16 protein-coding genes and 4 tRNA genes are annotated in these 17,380 nt (G+C 60.8%); 13 read left to right on the top strand and 7 right to left on the bottom strand.

Annotated features, from left to right (window positions below; translation table 11 throughout):
* The first annotated feature begins 13 nt into the window (after nt 1-13).
* Both BLR16_RS22685 and BLR16_RS22680 read left to right on the top strand, forming a co-directional pair.
* A complete protein-coding gene (locus BLR16_RS22685) occupies nt 14-904 on the top strand; it encodes an ATP-binding protein (RefSeq protein ID WP_003418057.1) in 891 nt (296 codons plus the stop codon).
* Complete coding sequence (locus tag BLR16_RS22680) at nt 901-1,383, top strand: GAF domain-containing protein (RefSeq protein WP_003369796.1); 483 nt, start codon at nt 901-903, stop codon at nt 1,381-1,383. Before BLR16_RS22685 ends, BLR16_RS22680 begins: the two co-directional genes overlap by 4 nt.
* Nucleotides 1,384-1,438: 55 nt before the next feature.
* Here the strand turns inward: BLR16_RS22680 and BLR16_RS22675 are convergent, their stop codons facing one another.
* On the bottom strand, nt 1,439-2,197 hold the full coding sequence (locus BLR16_RS22675) for a hypothetical protein (RefSeq protein ID WP_054081671.1): 759 nt from the start codon (nt 2,195-2,197) through the stop codon (nt 1,439-1,441).
* 304 nt (nt 2,198-2,501) lie between these two features.
* Here BLR16_RS22675 and BLR16_RS22670 point away from each other — a divergent pair.
* The 4 genes from BLR16_RS22670 (at nt 2,502) to BLR16_RS22655 (ending at nt 2,911) form a co-directional block, all read left to right on the top strand.
* A tRNA-Glu gene (locus tag BLR16_RS22670) sits at nt 2,502-2,577 on the top strand.
* A gap of 2 nt (nt 2,578-2,579) precedes the next feature.
* Nucleotides 2,580-2,655, top strand: a tRNA-Gly gene (locus tag BLR16_RS22665).
* Nucleotides 2,656-2,755: 100 nt separating this feature from the next.
* A tRNA-Glu gene (locus BLR16_RS22660) sits at nt 2,756-2,831 on the top strand.
* Nucleotides 2,832-2,835: 4 nt separating this feature from the next.
* Nucleotides 2,836-2,911, top strand: a tRNA-Gly gene (locus tag BLR16_RS22655).
* 110 nt (nt 2,912-3,021) lie between these two features.
* On the opposite strand, the gene BLR16_RS22650 is transcribed toward BLR16_RS22655, so the two are convergent.
* Complete coding sequence (locus BLR16_RS22650; RefSeq protein ID WP_003369800.1) at nt 3,022-3,750, bottom strand: pirin family protein; 729 nt, start codon at nt 3,748-3,750, stop codon at nt 3,022-3,024.
* A gap of 183 nt (nt 3,751-3,933) precedes the next feature.
* Between BLR16_RS22650 and BLR16_RS22645 the strand changes: the two genes are divergently transcribed.
* The 3 genes from BLR16_RS22645 (at nt 3,934) to BLR16_RS22635 (ending at nt 8,262) form a co-directional block, all read left to right on the top strand.
* Nucleotides 3,934-4,842 (top strand): LysR family transcriptional regulator, encoded by a 909-nt coding sequence (locus tag BLR16_RS22645; protein WP_044309954.1) that lies wholly within the window; start codon nt 3,934-3,936, stop codon nt 4,840-4,842.
* Between the two features lie 117 nt (nt 4,843-4,959).
* Nucleotides 4,960-5,952, top strand: coding sequence for an ABC transporter substrate-binding protein (locus tag BLR16_RS22640; protein ID WP_170846045.1), 993 nt, complete (start codon nt 4,960-4,962; stop codon nt 5,950-5,952).
* Between the two features lie 39 nt (nt 5,953-5,991).
* On the top strand, nt 5,992-8,262 hold the full coding sequence (locus BLR16_RS22635; protein WP_074808906.1) for a molybdopterin guanine dinucleotide-containing S/N-oxide reductase: 2,271 nt from the start codon (nt 5,992-5,994) through the stop codon (nt 8,260-8,262).
* Between the two features lie 7 nt (nt 8,263-8,269).
* Here the strand turns inward: BLR16_RS22635 and BLR16_RS22630 are convergent, their stop codons facing one another.
* The 4 genes from BLR16_RS22630 to BLR16_RS22615 form a co-directional block, all read right to left on the bottom strand.
* A complete protein-coding gene (locus BLR16_RS22630) occupies nt 8,270-9,463 on the bottom strand; it encodes an acyl-CoA dehydrogenase family protein (RefSeq protein ID WP_074808905.1) in 1,194 nt (397 codons plus the stop codon).
* 21 nt (nt 9,464-9,484) lie between these two features.
* Nucleotides 9,485-10,474: an ABC transporter substrate-binding protein gene (locus tag BLR16_RS22625; RefSeq protein WP_003434486.1), complete on the bottom strand. Its 990-nt coding sequence runs from the start codon at nt 10,472-10,474 to the stop codon at nt 9,485-9,487.
* 86 nt (nt 10,475-10,560) lie between these two features.
* Nucleotides 10,561-12,144 (bottom strand): rhodanese-related sulfurtransferase, encoded by a 1,584-nt coding sequence (locus BLR16_RS22620; RefSeq protein WP_072364861.1) that lies wholly within the window; start codon nt 12,142-12,144, stop codon nt 10,561-10,563.
* Nucleotides 12,141-12,749 (bottom strand): cysteine dioxygenase family protein, encoded by a 609-nt coding sequence (locus BLR16_RS22615; RefSeq protein WP_161437939.1) that lies wholly within the window; start codon nt 12,747-12,749, stop codon nt 12,141-12,143. The genes BLR16_RS22620 and BLR16_RS22615 overlap by 4 nt, the downstream gene beginning before the upstream one ends.
* Before the next feature lie 207 nt (nt 12,750-12,956).
* On the opposite strand from BLR16_RS22615, the gene BLR16_RS22610 reads away from it, so the two are divergent.
* Nucleotides 12,957-13,862: a LysR family transcriptional regulator gene (locus tag BLR16_RS22610; RefSeq protein ID WP_074808901.1), complete on the top strand. Its 906-nt coding sequence runs from the start codon at nt 12,957-12,959 to the stop codon at nt 13,860-13,862.
* A gap of 65 nt (nt 13,863-13,927) precedes the next feature.
* Here BLR16_RS22610 and BLR16_RS22605 read toward each other — a convergent pair whose 3' ends face one another.
* Nucleotides 13,928-15,016, bottom strand: a complete 1,089-nt coding sequence (locus BLR16_RS22605) for an LLM class flavin-dependent oxidoreductase (RefSeq protein WP_003434496.1) — start codon at nt 15,014-15,016, stop codon at nt 13,928-13,930.
* Nucleotides 15,017-15,273: 257 nt separating this feature from the next.
* On the opposite strand from BLR16_RS22605, the gene BLR16_RS22600 reads away from it, so the two are divergent.
* From BLR16_RS22600 to BLR16_RS22590, 3 genes are read left to right on the top strand one after another with little or no spacing between them, the layout of a single operon-like run.
* On the top strand, nt 15,274-16,131 hold the full coding sequence (locus BLR16_RS22600; protein ID WP_058417437.1) for an ABC transporter permease: 858 nt from the start codon (nt 15,274-15,276) through the stop codon (nt 16,129-16,131).
* A gap of 4 nt (nt 16,132-16,135) precedes the next feature.
* Nucleotides 16,136-16,960: an ABC transporter ATP-binding protein gene (locus BLR16_RS22595; protein WP_058417438.1), complete on the top strand. Its 825-nt coding sequence runs from the start codon at nt 16,136-16,138 to the stop codon at nt 16,958-16,960.
* 51 nt (nt 16,961-17,011) lie between these two features.
* Complete coding sequence (locus BLR16_RS22590) at nt 17,012-17,314, top strand: Rdx family protein (protein WP_003434512.1); 303 nt, start codon at nt 17,012-17,014, stop codon at nt 17,312-17,314.
* Nucleotides 17,315-17,380 lie beyond the last annotated feature (66 nt).

Raw genomic sequence — 17,380 nt, 5'->3', positions numbered from 1 at the left:
ATAAGGAGATCCCGTGGATTCTCGGTTGGATGCTTTTCTGCAGCGCGCCGACGCCGTGCTGGCCCGACTGGAACCCTTGCTGCCAGCGCTGCGCGAGCCGGTCGACTGGTCGCAGGCACTGGCCGCGCGCTGGGTGCGAGAAGGCCGCAGCGGTTACCTGATGCCTTTGCAGGTGAGCCTGGATACACGCCTGACCGATCTGATCGGCGTCGACCTGCAACGTGATCAGTTGGGGCGCAATACCCGTCAGTTTATCGATGGGCTGCCTGCCAACCATGCCTTGCTGTGGGGTTCGCGCGGTACCGGCAAGTCGTCCTTGATCCGCGCGCTGCTGGCCGAGTACGCCCCGGCCGGCCTGCGTCTGATCGAGATCGAGCGTGATCATCTGGGCGACTTGCCGCGTGTGGTCGAGCAACTGCACAAGCTGCCGCAGCGCTTTGTACTGTTCTGCGATGACCTGTCGTTCGAGTCGGGCGAGGGCGATTATCGCGTACTGAAAAGTGTGCTCGACGGCTCGCTGGAGCAGGCACCGGACAACGTGCTGCTGTACGCGACCTCCAACCGTCGTCACCTGGTGCCCGAGAAGGAAAGTGACAACGTTGACTGGAAGCACGTTGACGGCGAACTGCACCCCAGTGAGGCCGTCGAAGACAAGATCGCCTTGTCTGACCGGTTCGGGCTGTGGCTGTCGTTTTATCCGTTCACTCAGGAACATTATCTGAACGTGGTCGAACACTGGATCACGCAATTGGCGCAAAAAGCCGGATTGCAGTGGCAGCGTGACGAAAACCTGGAAAAAGCCGCGATTCGCTGGGCAACCGCGCGCGGCAATCGCAACGGCCGCTGCGCCTATCAATTTGCACGTTACTGGGTAGGACTTGAATTGTTGGAGCAACACACATGATTGATTTGCAAAACACCGGTGCGGGCCTGGACGGCTACGGTCTGTTGGCCGCCCAGCTCGAAGCCCTGCTGGCCGACGAGCGCGATTTCATCGCCAATGCGGCGCAGTTCTCGGCGTTTCTCTATACCCAGCTCGACGATCTGAACTGGGCGGGCTTTTACCTCAATCGCAATGAAGAGCTGGTACTGGGGCCGTTTCAGGGGCAGATCGCCTGCGTGCGCATTCCTTTCGGTCGGGGCGTTTGCGGGGCGGCCGCGCAGAGTCGGCAAACCCAGCGCGTTGAGGACGTTCACGAGTTTCCCGGACACATTGCCTGCGACAGCGCATCGAACAGCGAGTTGGTGGTGCCATTGATCAAGGACGGGCGTCTGATCGGCGTTCTGGACCTGGACAGTCCAAGCGTGGGGCGTTTCAAGGAGGGGGATCAGGCAGGGATCGAGCGTCTCGCGGCTATCTTTCTGGCATCGACCGACTGCTGAGCCAGTCGGCCTGCCGCTGCCGGAGCACAGTTCCGGCAGCGGCGCGGGTCAGTCATCAATCGTAGATGACTTTCTTCTTCCATTCCGACTCGGTGTCGTCCTGCTTCAGGCCTTCGGTCAGTGCGTTGTCGTCGTCTTCGGTCGGTGCGGTGTTGGTCAGCACTACCGAGTTGGCACGGGCCAGTTGTTTTTCCATCGCCAGCAGCTGCTGTTGATAAGTAACCGGGTCCGGCTGGTTGCGCAAATACTGTACGCCGCGCTCGAACGCCAGACGTGCCTGGCCTGGCTGATCCTGAGAAAGTGCGGTCTGGCCAAGGTTGTTGAAGAACTCGATGTGCAGATTGACCAGAATCGTGCGGATTTCACGGATCCAGTGTTTCGCTTCGCTGGTCTGCAGGAAACCGTCATGTGCAGCGCGCGTCACCTGACCATGCAGGGCTTCCAGCAGAAAACGCACGTCCTTGGCCTTGGCTTCGGTCTGGATCGGTGTGACCGGGTTGGGTATGTCGATGCCTTCGCCCTTGGCAATCTGCTGTTCCAGTTCGCCGATGCGGTGCTTGAGCTGAGCGTTGCCTTTCTCCATGTTCAGCATGCGCTGTACAACGTTCAGCTCCAGCCGCGTCAGCAACAGCTTCAAGGCGGGTGACATCAGCTGACCCGGGAACACTTCGGTGATCTCGCTGCAGCGACGCAGGCGATCCCCGAGTTCGACCTTGGTGCGAGCCTTCTCCAGTTTGCCGTTTTCAGCGACGTGATTCAGGTAGCCGATCGCGATGAGCAGTGCGATACCTGCTACTACCATCAGCGTGATCATGAGTGGAGTCACTGTGCAAACCTCATTCGTTCAATTAGTTTTAGTGCGAGTGTAGTGGCTAAGCACTACTGCGCATAGATGTCCCTCTCGGAGTTTGTCGGCATCTCTTCTATATAGATTAGGGGAGATTGATCAGCCGGGCGCCTGGCGACAGCCGGTCAGCGTCAGAACGGCATCGAAGTTATTGATTTCAATAAATTTTCACATGGGGGTTGACGACCCCTCAATCCATCCATAGAATGCGCGCCACTTACAGCGTAAAGCACACAGCGTAGCGCAAATAAGTAGTGAATGTTGTACGTGTGTCCCCTTCGTCTAGTGGCCTAGGACACCGCCCTTTCACGGCGGTAACAGGGGTTCGAGTCCCCTAGGGGACGCCATTGCGGGAATAGCTCAGTTGGTAGAGCACGACCTTGCCAAGGTCGGGGTCGCGAGTTCGAGTCTCGTTTCCCGCTCCAATTTTAAGCAGCTTTGCCTTAGGGCAGGGTTGAGTGAAACCAGAACACGTCTTCGGATGATGTCTGGAACTGAAACACACACCATTGTGTTTCAGGCAGTGTCCCCTTCGTCTAGTGGCCTAGGACACCGCCCTTTCACGGCGGTAACAGGGGTTCGAGTCCCCTAGGGGACGCCATATTGCGGGAATAGCTCAGTTGGTAGAGCACGACCTTGCCAAGGTCGGGGTCGCGAGTTCGAGTCTCGTTTCCCGCTCCAAATTCACAAAAACGCCGCTCAACAGAGCGGCGTTTTTGTTTGTGCGTTTTAAGCCATATGTTTTAACGTTATATAAAGGAACGCCACTCTAAGAGCGGCGTTTTTTCATTTCAGGCTCGAGGCATCTGCGGCAATTCGTTTGCTCGCATGTCGAACACCAACACCTCTGCGTCAACCCCTGCGCTCAGGCTCAGAATCTGTTCGTCGCGTACACGCACGCCATCCCCTTCACCCAGTTGCTCGCCGTTGAGCACCACACTGCCACGGGCAACGTGTACGTAGGCATAGCGGTTGGCTGCCAGCTTCAGGGTCGCGCTTTCATCGCCATCGAACAGACCGGCATACACTCGAGCATCCTGGCGCACCTTGAGCGCACCGTTCTCGCCTTCGGGCGAAATGATCAGTTGCAAGCGGCCGCGTTTCTGCTCCGGGCTGAAATGCCTCTCCTGATAGTCGGGCGCCGCGCCTGCAACATTCGGCACGATCCAGATCTGCAGAAAATGCACGCCCTCGGTCTGCGAATGGTTGAACTCGCTGTGTGCCACACCCGTGCCGGCGCTCATCAACTGCACGTCGCCAGGGCGAATCACCGAGCCAGTGCCCAGTGTATCCTTGTGTTCCAGCGCGCCTTCCAGCACATAGGAAAAGATCTCCATGTCCCGGTGAGGATGCTGACCGAAGCCTTTGCCTGCACTGACACGGTCGTCGTTGATCACCAGCAGGTCGGAAAAACCCTGTTCCTGCGGATTGCGATAGCCGGCAAAGGAAAAGGTGTGAAAGGATTTCAACCAGCCGTGGTCGGCTGCACCACGATCAGAGGCTTTGCGAAGAGTCAGCATGATTCTTTCTCCATCTATCGACGCTGCACATTCAGCAATCGATCACGTAGGAGCAAGAGTACGGCTTATCGACTGTCGCAATAAGTAGCTGAAATATGAATAACTGTCTCGCTGAGGTTGACAGTACCCAGCGCTGCGTTACGCTCTGCCGAACGCCATTAGCGCTTGATCAGGTCGTAACATATGAACCCTTTCGAAGACATGCGGATGTTCTGCCAGGTGATGGAGTCAGGCAGCCTGACCGCCGCGTCCGATAAGCTGGGCCTGTCCAAGCAGTTTGTCAGCCGGCGCCTGATGCAACTGGAGGAGCGGCTGGGCGTACGCCTGCTCAACCGTTCGACGCGACGTCTGGATGTCACGCCGTTGGGGCAGAGTTACTACGAATCCGCCCTGCGCCTGCTGGCCGAGCTGGAACAGGTGGAGCAGGGCATCGCCGGGCAGAACAACGAACCGCGTGGCACCCTGCGCGTGAGTGCGCCGCTGTCGTTTGCCGTTACGCACCTGGCGTGCCTGCTACCGCTGTTTTTGCAGCGCTATCGCGACGTGGCGGTGGAAGTGGACCTGAGTGATCGTCCGGTGGATGTGATCAGCGAAGGCTACGACGTGGTGCTGCGTATCGGGGTGCTGGAAGATTCCAGTCTGATCGCCCGGCGCATTGCCTCGATCGACCGGGTATATTGCGCCAGTCCGGCGTACCTGGCCGAGCGCGGCACACCACAAAGGCCCGAAGACCTGCACACCCATGATTGCCTGCCCTATGGCCACAGCCGTCAGGCGCAATGGCGTTTTCAGGGGCACGACAAGCCTTTGACCCTCAATGTCAGCGGGCGCATGCGTGCCAATAATGGCGAGTTGCTGAGGGAATCGGCGATTGCCGGGCTGGGCATCACCTATTTGCCAACCTTCATTGTTGGCGCGGCGTTGCGCGACGGCAGACTGGTGCGGGTGCTGGACGAGCTGCGCCCCGAGCCCTTGACGCTGTCAGCGGTTTACCCGCAACACCGTCAGGCGTCGCGACCGGTGCAGGCATTCATCGAGTTCCTGCGCGAGCGTCTGGAGTCAGGCATTGAGCTGAATGATCGGCCAGCTTGAAGCAGGCTGGCGGCCGATCTGTTGATGATTAATTTGCATCTTAGGCTAGAACAAAAATGAATTTAGCTAATTTTTGTTTGGGTGTTAGGGTCGTTGCCGATCATTTCGATTTGCCCAATGCCTGTGGAGAACATACCTGTGCCAACGACCCTCGTCCTTTGGAGCCAACGCTTGCTGAAGGGGCTGGCGCTGGGCCTTGTGGCCTCGCTCAATACCCAGGCGGCCAATCTGATCGTCGGCGATCAGAGCTACAGCGCGCGTACCGTGATGGAAGCCGCCGGGGTGCTTGAGAATTTGCCTTACGAACTGGAATGGAAGCAGTTCACCGCAGGCTCGCCGGTCGCCGAGGCCTTGAACGTCGGCAGCCTGGACATCGGCTTGCTGGGTGATTCGCCTGCGCTGTTCATGGGCGCGCTGGGCGCTCCGATCAAGGTGATCGGAGTGTCACGGCAGAACCTCGACGGCGTTGCCATCGTTGTGCGCAAGGACTCGCCGATCAAGACCGTGGCGGATCTGGCGGGCAAGAAAGTCGCCATCTGGAAAGGTTCGTTCAGCCAGCAACTGATGCTCACTGCACTGGACAAGGCAGGTGTCGCCCGCGATGCCGTTGAATATCGCTACCTCAGCGCACTGGATTCCTCCCACGCGCTGGATGGCGGCTCGGTGGATGCGATTGCCACCTGGGAACCCTATGTGACTCAACAGGAGCGGCAGGGCGCGCGGATTATCGCCACTGCCGAGGGCTTGATTCCTGCGCAAAGCTTCATCGTCGCCAACGATCAGGCGATCAAGGACAAGCGTGCGCAGATCAGTGATTTCCTGCAGCGCCTGCAGGCCGCCCGCGCCTGGTCGGTCAGCGATCCGCAGCACAATGAACGCTATGCCAACGCCTGGGCCGCGCTGACCAAGGCCGATGCCGAGGTGGCTCGGCGCTGGTTTTCCCGTGCTCAGGTGGTGGTCGTGCCGATCACTGCACAAGTAGTTGCCGGTGCGCAGCAGACCATCGATTTTTTCAACAACGCGGGGCTCACCAAGCGTTATCCTGCTGCCAGCGTGTTTGACGAGTCGTTCAGTGCAGCGCTGGCCGATCAGGCGCAGGCAGCGCGCTGACCGAGCGCCTGCCACTGCGCTTATCCGGGGGCCTTCACCATGAGTTTCACATCACTGCATTGGGGCGCTTATCGTCCACAAGTCGAGGACGGCAAGTTGGCCGGGCTGCTGCCCGCAGAATGGGACAAGGACCCTTCTCCGATAGGCGATTCGGTTGCCGACGCCATTACCTCACCGACCCGCATCAGGCGCCCGGCGATACGCCGCAGTTTTCTTCAGCAGGCCGGTGGACGACCCGATCTGCGTGGTCAGGAGCCGTTTGTCGAGGTCTCCTGGGACGTCACGCTGGATCTGGTCGCCAGCGAGTTGCAGCGAGTCAGGCACGAACACGGCAATCAGGCTATTTTTGGCGGCAGCTACGGCTGGGGCAGCGCGGGGCGCTTTCATCACGCACAAAGCCAGTTGCATCGCTTCCTCAACTGCATCGGCGGTTATGTGTTCAGCGCCGACAGCTACAGCCTGGGTGCCGGGCGGGTGCTGATGCCGCACATCGTCGGCAACATGGACTGGCTGCTGGCGGCGCATACCTCCTGGAAGAACCTGGCCGAGCATTGTGAGCTGTTCGTCGCGTTCGGTGGCTTGCCCGCCAAGAATGCGCAGACCAGCCCCGGCGGTGCCAGCGACCATCTGTTGGGCGACGCGCTGCGACGCATGTCCGACGCGGGCGTGCAGTTCGTCAATGTCAGCCCGCTGCGTGACGATCTGGTTGGCCCGACGCATAACCAGTGGCTTGCGGTACGTCCCGGCAGCGACACGGCGTTGATGATGGCGCTGTCCTGGGTGTTGATCAGCGAAGGGCTGCACAACGAGGATTTCGTCCAGCGCTATACCGTGGGCTATGAGCGTTTTCGCGATTATCTGCTGGGCCACACCGATGGCCAGCCGAAAGACCCGCGCTGGGCCGAGGCGTTGACCGATATTCCTGCGCAGCAGATTGTCGAGCTGGCACGACGCATGGCCAGCAAGCGCACCATGATCAACGTCGCCTATTCATTGCAGCGCTCGATACACGGCGAGCAACCCTTCTGGATGACGGTGACCCTGGCCGCGCTGTTGGGGCAGATCGGTTTGCCCGGTGCCGGTTTCGGCCTGGGGTATGGTTGCATGAACAACACCGGCAGTGGCCGCAAGGCGTTCTCGGGGCCGCGCTTTTCCCAAGGCAGCAACCCGGTCACGGACTTCATTCCGGTCGCGCGGGTGACGGATATGCTGCTCAATCCCGGCACACCCTTCGATTACAACGGACAGCAGCGCACGTACCCGGACATTCGCCTGGTGTACTGGGCGGGTGGCAATATCTTTCACCATCATCAGGACCTCAATCGGCTGCTGGAGGCGTGGCAGCGGCCGCAAACCATCATCGTTCACGAACAGTTCTGGACCGCTCAGGCGCGCTATGCCGACATCGTACTGCCGGCCACCACGGCTCTGGAGCGCAATGACATCGGCAGTTCGGCCTCCGACCGCTTCATGATCGCCATGCAGCAGGCGATCGAGCCGGTGGGCGAATCGCGTGACGACTACTCGATCCTGGCCGCGCTGGCCGAGCGACTGGGGGTGGCACAGGCGTTTACCGAAGGCCGGGATGCCCAGGAATGGCTGCACTTTATCTACGACGAGTCTCGGCAACGGGCCGAAACGTTTGGCATCACCCTGCCGGAGTTTGAGCAGTTCTGGCGTGAAGGTGTACTGGAAATAGACTACCCGCACACCGACAACATACTGCTCGAATCCTTTCGCCAAGACCCAGACGCGTATCCGTTGCCGACACCGTCCGGGCGCATCGAAATTTTCTCCGAGCGCATCGCAGGCTTTGGCTATGCCGATTGCCCCGGTCACCCGGTGTGGCTGGAGAAGCCTAGGCCAACCCACGCGCTGCACATGCTGTCCAACCAACCGAAAACCCGTCTGCACAGCCAGTACGACCACGGCAGCTACAGTCGCTCCTCGAAAATTCAGGCGCGCGAGCCGCTGACCCTTAATCCGCTGGATGCTCGCGCACGCGGACTGGTCGATGGCGATGTGGTCAAGGTGTTCAACGAGCGGGGCGCGTTTCTGGCCGGGGTGATCGTCTCGGACGGCATTCGCCCCGGCGTAGTGCAGATTGCCACCGGGGCCTGGTTCGACCCGCTGGTGCACGGCGAACGGGGCAGCCTGGAAAAACACGGCAACCCGAATGTGATCACCGAAGATGTAGGCGCCTCCAGCCTGTCACAGGGCTGTGCAGCGCAGACGGCATCGGTGGACATCGTCAAATGGGACCAGGATCTGCCGCCGGTGACGGCGTTCGAACCGCCGTCACTGCTCTGACAGGGGGTTAATGGTCTTTGCTGCGCGCCGCAAAGGCCGCCCTGCCCACGCCCGTCAGTACTGCGTCGTTCTGTGGGGTGTGCACCCGACCGCACAGGACGTTGCGGTAGTGGCGCTGTAATGGGTTGCTGCGTGACAGTCCCGGATTCCCCGAAGCCTCGATGGCCAGCTCTACCGCGCGGATGGCGTTGCCGGTCACCAGGTATTTGATCTGCCCGGCGTGCTGGGCAGGTGTGTGCCCGTGGGCAGCCGATTGCAACAGGCTGCGATTGGCGAACAGCAGGGTATCGATCTGCCCGACGGTTTCCTGAAAGCGCGGCAAGGTCGACAGCGACGCGCCGAGGTTGGAGGGCGTGCGCTGTTCCAGCCAGTGCACCAGCCAGTCGCGGGCGGATTGAGCGATGCCGTCGTAGACCGACGACAGCAGCACCGACATCCACAGCAGGCCCGATCCATCCAGTTCGGATTGTGGGGCGCTCCACGGGCTGACGCTGACGGCGTGATCAAGTGGCACCAGCACGTTGTCGAATCTGACTTCGTGGCTGCTGGAGGCGCGCATGCCCAGATGATCCCAGTCCTCAATGACGGTGATGCCCGGCGTGTCCTTGTGAACCAGCCAGCTGCCCACCAGCGGGTCATCGTCATCGCTGCGCGCCCACACGGCAAACCAGGTCAGACCGTGGCTGCCGGTGGAGTAGATCTTGCTGCCGCTGATGCGCCAGCCTTGAGCGGTGCGGCGCGCGATGGTGCCTGGCAGGCCACCCCGCGCGGGCGTTCCCAGATCGGGCTCGACGCGCAGAGCGTTGATCAACGCGCCCTCGCGCACGGCTTGTTCGGCCACTTGCACGCGCAGATGGCTTGGCCAGTTGCGGTTCTCCTGCAGCCTTGAATGCTGCAGGTATTGCATGACCAGAATCAGCGCCGTCGACGGCTCTCCCCTGGCCACCGCACTGATCACCTGTTGAGCACGGGGCAAGTCGGCACCGCCGCCGCCCAGTTCGGTCGGAACGGTCAGGCCAAGCAGGCCGTGAGCGTGCAGCAACTGGAAGTTGGCATGGGGAAATTGCGCGCTGATGTCGTATTGCTCGGCGGTTTCGGCCAGTGCTGCGGTCAGTTCCGCCAGCCGTTTGCTGAAGTCCTCGTCGGACTCGGGCGCGTTATGCAACTGGCGCTGGATAGGGCGCAGGGGCGAGAGTGTCATGCGGTGTCCTTGTCGCAGCGTTTATGGGGCGGTGGCCTGCGCGATCTGCGCGCGCGATGCGTTGAAGCTTTTGTCGAAGCCTGTCGAAACGTCGATCCGTTTGCTCAGGATGCCTTCAGCCAGGTAAGTGTCGGCCGTGTTTTGCAGGCCCTGGACAATCTGATCGTCAATCGGCGTACGTTGCATTTTCGTCGCCTTGGCTACCGCCAGATGCACCGCCAGGGGCAGGCCGGTGACTTTCGCCTGGGCCGCTGCGTACTCCTCGGGATGGGCGTTGGACCAATTGAAGGCGCGTTCCACACGCGCAACGAAATCGTCCAGTTGCGCGCGTTTGCCTTCGATGGCCTTGCTGGTTGCGGCAAGGTAGAGGTGGTTGCTCAGCAGCTCGCTGCCGCTGACCAGCACCCGCGCGTCGCTTTGCGTGATGGAGATCGTGGTGTACGGGTCCCAGGTCGCCCAGGCGTCCGCATCGCCACTGTCCAGCAGCAGACGCGATTCACTGGGTAGCAGATTGATGAAAGTGACGTCACTGGTTTTCAGCCCGGCTTCATGCAGGGCGCGGATCGCCAGAAAATGGCCGATGGAACCGCGTCCGGTAACGATACGCTTGCCCTTGAGGTCGGCAACGGTCTTGATCGGCGAGTCCTTGGGCACCAGCACAGCGGTGGTGAAGCGGCCCTGAGCATGGGTGATGCTGACCACTTTCAAGGGTGCACCCGCGCCCAGAGCGAATACATAAGGCGCATCACCCAGCGCACCGATATCCACCGCGCCCGCATTCAGTGCCTCTCCCAGCGGGGCTGCCGAGGGGAATTCGGAAAACTGGATCTCGTAAGGCACGTCTTTGAGCTCTCCGGAGACCTGCAGCAGGATTTTCAGCAGCGACTTCTGATTGGCGACCAGCAGCGGCGCCTGCTCGGCAGCCAGCACCTGCTGACCTGCCAGCAGGCTGAGCAGTGCGCCCAGCAGCAGGCTTTTAAAGGGGCGGGCGGATTTGAAAAAAGGCAGCATCGAGGTGTTTCTCCATTGAGTTGATTGGTCGTCCAGACACCCATCGTTCCTCACGCAGAGCATTGGCACGATGGTCGTTTATCCGCTCAAATCACATAAAACCCGTGTGTGCCGTCACGTCCCAGTTGCTCCACCAGGCCGAATTCCCAGTCCAGATACGCCTGCATGGCTTCGCGCGGTGCGTCGGTGCCTTCGTACGGGCGGCGGTAGCGATCGATGCGTGGCGAGGCCAGTCGGCTTTCGCCGTGTTCCAGCGGCAGACCGGCCTTGATCCAGCTTGCGGTGCCGCCTTCGAGCAGAAACACCGGCTTGTCGGTCAACGCTTCGAGGTCGGCTACGGCAAAGCGCGCCAGACGGCTGCTGCCGCAGGTCAGAACATAACGGTCAGCGGGTGGCAGCTTGCCCAGCGCCTGTTTGAGGTCGGCGCGCAAGGTCCACCAGGCACCGGGAATGTGCTGTTTGACATAGTTGGCGCTGGCGGTGAAATCCAGCACCGCCACGTTGACCTGTGTCTGCCAGTGGGCGAGGGTCTCGACGCTGATCGCCTCCACCTGCGGTGGCGTCGGGAAGGGCGCGTCCCAGTCGCCCTGTTCGCTGAAGTCTGCTGCATCCAGGTCATCGAGCACCGACACGTCCCAACCCAATTGCGCCAGCCAGGACGCCGACATGTTGGCGCGTACGCCGTCGTCGTCCAGCAGAGCGATTCGCGCACCGCGTACGCTGGCGAAATGATCGGTTTCCTGCACCAGTTGCCCGCCCGGTGTAGAGCGCGCGCCTGGCAGATGGCCTTTGGCAAACTCTTCCGGGGTGCGGACATCGAACAGGTAAGTGGTGCGTGAAGCCTCGGCTTGCCAGCGTTGCAGATCAGCACGGCTGGCACGTTTGACCTTGGCGCGATCGGCCACCTTGCGGGCATCGGCACTGGCGGTTTCGCGGGTCTCTTCACTGACTGCCGCAAAGCGCCGGTTCTGGCCATGGTCCAGCGTCTGGCCGGCCAACAGCCAGCCAATCGTTCCATTGCGCAGCGCGTTGATCGGATTGGGCAGGCCCGCGTTGACCAGCGACTGGGTGCCGATGATGCTGCGCGTACGACCGGCACAATTGACGATGATTCGAGTAGAGGGATCTGGTGCCAGCTCACGTGCCCGCAGCACCAGTTCGGCGCCCGGTACGCTGATGCCGCCGGGAATGCTCATGGTCTGGTATTCGTCATAGCGCCGGGCATCGAGCACCACCACGTCGGCATTGCTGTCGAGCAGGCGCTTGACCTCTTCTGCGGCCAGCGACGGGGTGGCGCGGTGATGCTCCACCAGCTCGCCAAACGCCTTGCTCGGCACATTCACGTCGATGAACAGTTCGCCGCCAGCCGTGCGCCAGCCCTGCAGGCCGCCGTCGAGCAGCTTCACGTTGCTGTAGCCCAGTGTCTGCAGGCGTTGCAGGGCGACCTGCGCCAAGCCTTCGCCATCGTCGTACAGGGTCACGGCAGTGTCGCGTCGCGGAATGCGGGAGAAAACCTCCAGCTCCAGCTTCGACAGCGGGATGTTCACGGCAAACAGTGGATGAGCCTGGGCAAAGGGGGCCTCTTCGCGGACATCTACCAAGGCCAGCTCCTGGCGGTCCAGCAAGGCCTGGCGAATATCGGCGAATGATCGGGTGGCAGATGTGGTCATGGGGTCGAGCTCCCTGTTGGCTGATCCTGATGGGCAGTGGCTGCGGCGTTCGAATAGCCGGAAATGAACAGTTTTTCGGTGCCGTCGAGGTCATAGACCGCACGCTTCACGGTGCCGATATCGGCGCCGTAAACGTGGATGCTGATCGACACCTGATCGCTGAAGGCGTTGCTGACTTGATGAACATCGTTGCTGTGCGGTGACAGCGCCTCGACCTGGCCGGGTTGCAGGCGAATCGCCGCGCCGCTGGTTTCCAGGCGTCCTTGCGCGTTGCGAAGGTAACCCTGGGAATCTTCCGCGCCGCGCAACATGCCGATCAGCCCCCACACGCGATGGTCGTGAATCGGCGTGCGTTGCCCTAGCCCCCAGACGAAACTGACTACCGAAAAGCGCTGCTGTGGATCGACATGCAGCAAAAATTGCTGGTAGCGATTGGCATCGGGTACGGCGAACTCTTCTGCCAGCCAGTCATCGTGGCTGACCAGTTGCGCCAGCAGCTTGCCGCCGCGGCGCAACAGATCGCCTTCGTGCGGTTCGCTGCCAAGCAGTTCGGTGAGTGCATCGATAAAGGCCCCGAGTCGTTCCGGGTGTCGGTTCTGAGTCATGTCCATTTCCAGATCAAGGTCGGGCAATGGTTTGATATAAGCATAATATGGATATTTAATATGCTATTTTTTAATGATTAGGTTATAACGAAAACGTCTTTTACTTCTTTGTGGTAATCCGCGAAATCTACGCTCGGGCTATCCATGAGCGCCTGCTGGTACTATGCTTTTTGCCTATGTTTAATCTCTTCTTTATGTGCGGTCCGAATGAAAATTGATGATATCGATGCGTTCGTTGCAGTCATCCGCTGCCAGTCGATCAGCCACGCCGCTGAATCGCTGGACCTGACCCAGCCCGCCATCACGCGCCGGGTGCAGAATTTCGAGCAAGCCCTCGGGGTCGAGCTGTTCGACCGCAATACCAAGCCGCTCAAGCCGACCCCGATGGGTCTTCAGGTGTACCAGAAGTGCCTGGCGATCCTGCGCGAGATGGATTCGTTGCGCGAGCTGGTGGCCAGTGACACGCCGCCCAGCGGTCTGCTGCGTCTGGGCGTGCCACAAACCATCGGTGACGTGGTGCTGCTCGATGCGTTCAGGCAGTTGCGTGGGGAATTTCCCGACCTGCGTGCTCAGGTCAGCACCGGTTGGGGCAGCCACCTGATCGGCAAGATCGAAAACGGCGAGCTGGATGCGGCGGCTGCACTGTTTCCGGCAGGCAAGATATTTCCGGACAACATCATTGGTCAGTCGATTGGCAAGATGGAGCTGGTGGTGGTCTGCGCCAAGGGCCTGGTGCCGAAAAAGCCCGGCAAGCTGGCAGACTGTTATGAGCAGGGCTGGGTGCTGAATCCGGACGGTTGCGGCTTTCGTGCAGGTTTGCAGCGCACGCTGACCGATCAGGGCCTGAGCATGAAGGTCAATCTGGAAACCTTCGGCACCGAGCTGCAACTGGGGCTGGTGGCCGATGGCATGGGGCTTGGCCTGGTGCCCAGGCCGTTGCTGGAACGAAGCGCGCACCGCGAGCAGTTGGTGGCGTTGCCGCTCAAGGACTTCAAGCCGGTGATGGACTTGTGGCTGTTCTACCCGCGCTTCCTGGGTAACCTGCAAGCGCCGGTCGAAGCCTTTGGCGCACTGGTGGCCCGGTCGCTCAAGCCGGTCTCGGCCGCCGCCTGAACACCGCATCGCGGGCAGGCGGTCTGGCGCTGGGCGTCAGACCGGCCCGCAGGATATAGGTTGAATCAGGCGACCTGTTCACGAGCCTGCTGTTCACGCTGCGCCACCAATGCGCGAGTCAGCGGGATCAGCTTCTTGCCGTAGTCGATGGCATCTTCCAATGGATCGAAGCCGCGAATCAGGAAAGTGGTAATCCCCAGATCGTAGTAATCCAGCAGCGCTTCAGCGACCTGTTCCGGGGTACCGACCAGCGAGGTCGAGTTGCCCTGTGCGCCGAGCAGGCCGGCGATGCCTGTCCACAGGCGCTTGTCCAGGCGCGATCCTTGTGCTGCGGCGGCCAGCAGGCGGCGTGATCCTTCATTCGGCGGTTCGCGACGTACGAAGCCATTGCGGTCTGCCAGGGCCTTGGCCTTTTCCAGAATACTGTCGGCACGTGCCCAGGCCTGTTCCTCGGTCTCGGCCAGAATCGGACGCAATGACAGGCTGAAACGAATGGTCCGCCCATGTCTGGCGGCTTCGGCGCGAACCTGTTTCACCACGTCACGCACCTGTTCGTATGTCTCGCCCCACAACGCATAGACATCGGCGTGTTTGCCGGCCACAGCAATTGCCGCTGCCGAGGAACCGCCGAAGTACAGAGGGATATGTGGCTGCTGCGGGGATTTGACCAGTGAGTGCGCACCCTCGAACTGATAGTAGGTGCCGTTATGATCGAACGGCTTGTCGCTGGTCCATTCCTGACGCACCACGCTGAGGTACTCGTCGCTGCGTGCGTAGCGTTCGTCCTTGCCGATGTGGCTGCCGTCGGCACGCAGTTCCTTGTCGTCACCGCCGGTGATGATATGCACGGCAGTGCGGCCGCCATTGAACACGTCCAGCGTCGCGAACTGCCGTGCCGCCACTGTAGGGGCGATGAAGCCCGGGCGATGGGCGACCAGGAACTTCAGTCTGGTGGTGACGCTGGCGGCATGCGCTGCGACCAGCGTGCTGTCCGGGCTGTTGGAGTGGTAGGCGATCAGTGCGCGATCAAAACCGGCATCTTCATGAGCCTTGGCCACGGTCTTCACGTAGTCGGGCTGGATGGTCGCGCCGCTGCGCGGGTGGATTTCAGAACCGGGTTGCGTGGCGATATAGCCAATGAATTCGATGCTCATGAAAACTCCTGCCAATGGTTGAGGTCCGTTCGACCTTGTCGAGAGGCACCATAAAGGCAAGGAGCAGACGATGTGAAATTCGATTTCGGTCTAAGTTAATTATAAAAAATATGCATTATCGTATCGGTTGGTGATCAAATATTTTAACTATTAGCTTAGGTCTAAATCGAATTTCACGTGGCGTTCTTATGCTCATAACATGGCCTTCATAATGCATCGGGTGCGCCTTGCCCGATTTGTCCAGGAAGGATGTACCCATGTCTGACACAACACTCATCCCCGCGGAACCCGGTTTTCTGGTGGTCAATAAACCCGCACAGGGCCGCGCCTCGCAACCGGGTCGCCCGCGCTGGCAAGTGCCGGGCTCTGTCTTGCGCCTGCTCAGCCCGCTGGCGCTGTTGCTGCTCTGGGAACTGGCCTCACACACCGGGCTGCTGCCAGTCCGCGTGATTGCCGCGCCGTCGCAGATCGGCGGTACGCTCTGGTCGATGATCGTCTCGGGCGAACTGGCTCACCACTTGTGGGTTTCATTGCAACGGGCGCTGTTGGGCTTGAGCATCGGCGTCAGTATTGGCGTGGTGGCTGCGCTGGTGACCGGGCTTTCCCGACGCGGCGAAATCGTTCTCGACTCGCCCATGCAGATGATGCGCACCGTTCCTTCGCTGGCACTGGTGCCACTGTTCATCCTCTGGTTCGGCATTGGCGAGTTCACCAAAGTGGCGCTGATCGTCATGGGCACCACCTTTCCGGTGTACCTGAACCTGTTCTCCGGCATCCGCAATATCGACCCGAAACTGATCGAGGCTGCCAACACGCTCGGGCTGAGCCGCCGAGAGCTGATCTGGCACGTCATCCTGCCCGGCTCGTTGCCTGCGTTTTTTGTCGGGCTGCGTTATTCACTGGGGATTTCGTGGCTGGCCCTGGTCTTTGTCGAGCAAATCAACACCACCGCTGGCATCGGTTATCTGGCCAGCGATGCGCGGGACTTCATGCGCACTGATGTAATCGTTATCTGTCTGTTGATCTACAGCGTCCTTGGCCTGGTGATCGACGGCATCATTCGTACGCTGGAGCGCTATGCGCTGGCCTGGCGGCCGACCTTCGTGAGGCATTGAAAACATGGCGACTCTCGATTTGCGCAACACTTCAACTGTCGCGCCCGAGGCAGGGCAGGCACCTGTGCAACTGCGCAGCGTGGTGCGTCAGTTTGGCCGGCAACGGGTCATCGACGGGCTGAATCTGGACATTGCTCCAGGGGAATTTGTCGCCTTGCTCGGCGCCAGTGGCTCTGGCAAGACCACCTTGCTGCGCACCCTGGCCGGGCTGGACGAGATCGACAGTGGCGAACTGCGTGTGCCGGTGGCGCGGGCGGCGGTGTTTCAGGAGCCGCGCCTGATGCCGTGGAAAAGCGCATGGAAAAACGTGGTTCTCGGCCTGCGCATCAACGATGCCAAGGCTCGGGCCGAAGCGGCCTTGACCGAAGTTGGCCTGGCGCATCGGCTGAATGCCTTTCCGGCCACCTTGTCCGGTGGCGAAGCGCAGCGTGTGGCGCTGGCGCGGGGGCTGGTCCGTGAGCCAAAACTGTTGCTGCTCGACGAGCCTTTCGCTGCACTCGATGCCCTGACGCGCATTCGCATGCATCAGCTGATCATCGACCTGTGGCGCAAGCACACCCCGGCAGTGCTGTTGGTGACGCACGATGTCGATGAGGCGATCCTGCTCGCGGACCGGGTCATCGTGCTGGCCGATGGCAGGATTGCCGATGACATTCGCGTCGACCTGCCGCGCCAGCGTGACAGCGGGCAGGCCGGGTTCCAGCTGATTCGCAGCCGCTTGCTGGGCTTGCTGGGCGTCAAGGTGCGCGCGGCTGCCGATACTGCTCCGCAAGCGCCGGAACAGGATGTGACCCTCAGTGCGCTGCGTCGCTTCGCCAGCGCTCGTTGATTCGGCGCACGCTGCGTATCATGGCCGTCTGAATTTCCGAAGGGGACGCCCATGTCTGCCGAAAAACCTGAAGTCATCATCACTTATTGCATTCAATGCCAGTGGCTATTGCGCGCTGCCTGGCTGGCCCAGGAACTGCTGAGCACGTTCAGCGACGATCTGGGTAAAGTCTCGCTGCAGCCAGGCACCGGCGGCGTGTTCCACATTACCTGCGACGGCGTACAACTCTGGGAACGCAAGGCCGATGGCGGCTTTCCCGAAGCCAAAGTGCTCAAGCAGCGGCTGCGTGACCAGATCGACCCGGCCCGCGATCTGGGCCACAACGACCGCCATACTCCGGAAAGTCCTCAGTAATACAGGCGACTGTCACGACATCGCCATGCACGTGTCACATTCGGTTAACCGGCATGCTCCACTCTT

This window comes from Pseudomonas sp. BS3767, from assembly GCF_900099665.1.
Lineage (GTDB): Bacteria > Pseudomonadota > Gammaproteobacteria > Pseudomonadales > Pseudomonadaceae > Aquipseudomonas > Aquipseudomonas cerasi.
This window is presented reverse-complemented; position numbering and strand designations above follow the sequence as displayed.

Coding starts and splice junctions, on each gene's coding strand:
- BLR16_RS22680 (WP_003369796.1), top strand. CDS start 901: ATGATTGATTTGCAAAACACCGGTGCGGGCCTGGACGGCTACGGTCTG.
- BLR16_RS22675 (WP_054081671.1), bottom strand. CDS start 2,197: ATGATCACGCTGATGGTAGTAGCAGGTATCGCACTGCTCATCGCGATC.
- BLR16_RS22650 (WP_003369800.1), bottom strand. CDS start 3,750: ATGCTGACTCTTCGCAAAGCCTCTGATCGTGGTGCAGCCGACCACGGC.
- BLR16_RS22645 (WP_044309954.1), top strand. CDS start 3,934: ATGAACCCTTTCGAAGACATGCGGATGTTCTGCCAGGTGATGGAGTCA.
- BLR16_RS22640 (WP_170846045.1), top strand. CDS start 4,960: ATGCCTGTGGAGAACATACCTGTGCCAACGACCCTCGTCCTTTGGAGC.
- BLR16_RS22635 (WP_074808906.1), top strand. CDS start 5,992: ATGAGTTTCACATCACTGCATTGGGGCGCTTATCGTCCACAAGTCGAG.
- BLR16_RS22630 (WP_074808905.1), bottom strand. CDS start 9,463: ATGACACTCTCGCCCCTGCGCCCTATCCAGCGCCAGTTGCATAACGCG.
- BLR16_RS22625 (WP_003434486.1), bottom strand. CDS start 10,474: ATGCTGCCTTTTTTCAAATCCGCCCGCCCCTTTAAAAGCCTGCTGCTG.
- BLR16_RS22620 (WP_072364861.1), bottom strand. CDS start 12,144: ATGACCACATCTGCCACCCGATCATTCGCCGATATTCGCCAGGCCTTG.
- BLR16_RS22615 (WP_161437939.1), bottom strand. CDS start 12,749: ATGACTCAGAACCGACACCCGGAACGACTCGGGGCCTTTATCGATGCA.
- BLR16_RS22610 (WP_074808901.1), top strand. CDS start 12,957: ATGAAAATTGATGATATCGATGCGTTCGTTGCAGTCATCCGCTGCCAG.
- BLR16_RS22605 (WP_003434496.1), bottom strand. CDS start 15,016: ATGAGCATCGAATTCATTGGCTATATCGCCACGCAACCCGGTTCTGAA.
- BLR16_RS22600 (WP_058417437.1), top strand. CDS start 15,274: ATGTCTGACACAACACTCATCCCCGCGGAACCCGGTTTTCTGGTGGTC.
- BLR16_RS22595 (WP_058417438.1), top strand. CDS start 16,136: ATGGCGACTCTCGATTTGCGCAACACTTCAACTGTCGCGCCCGAGGCA.
- BLR16_RS22590 (WP_003434512.1), top strand. CDS start 17,012: ATGTCTGCCGAAAAACCTGAAGTCATCATCACTTATTGCATTCAATGC.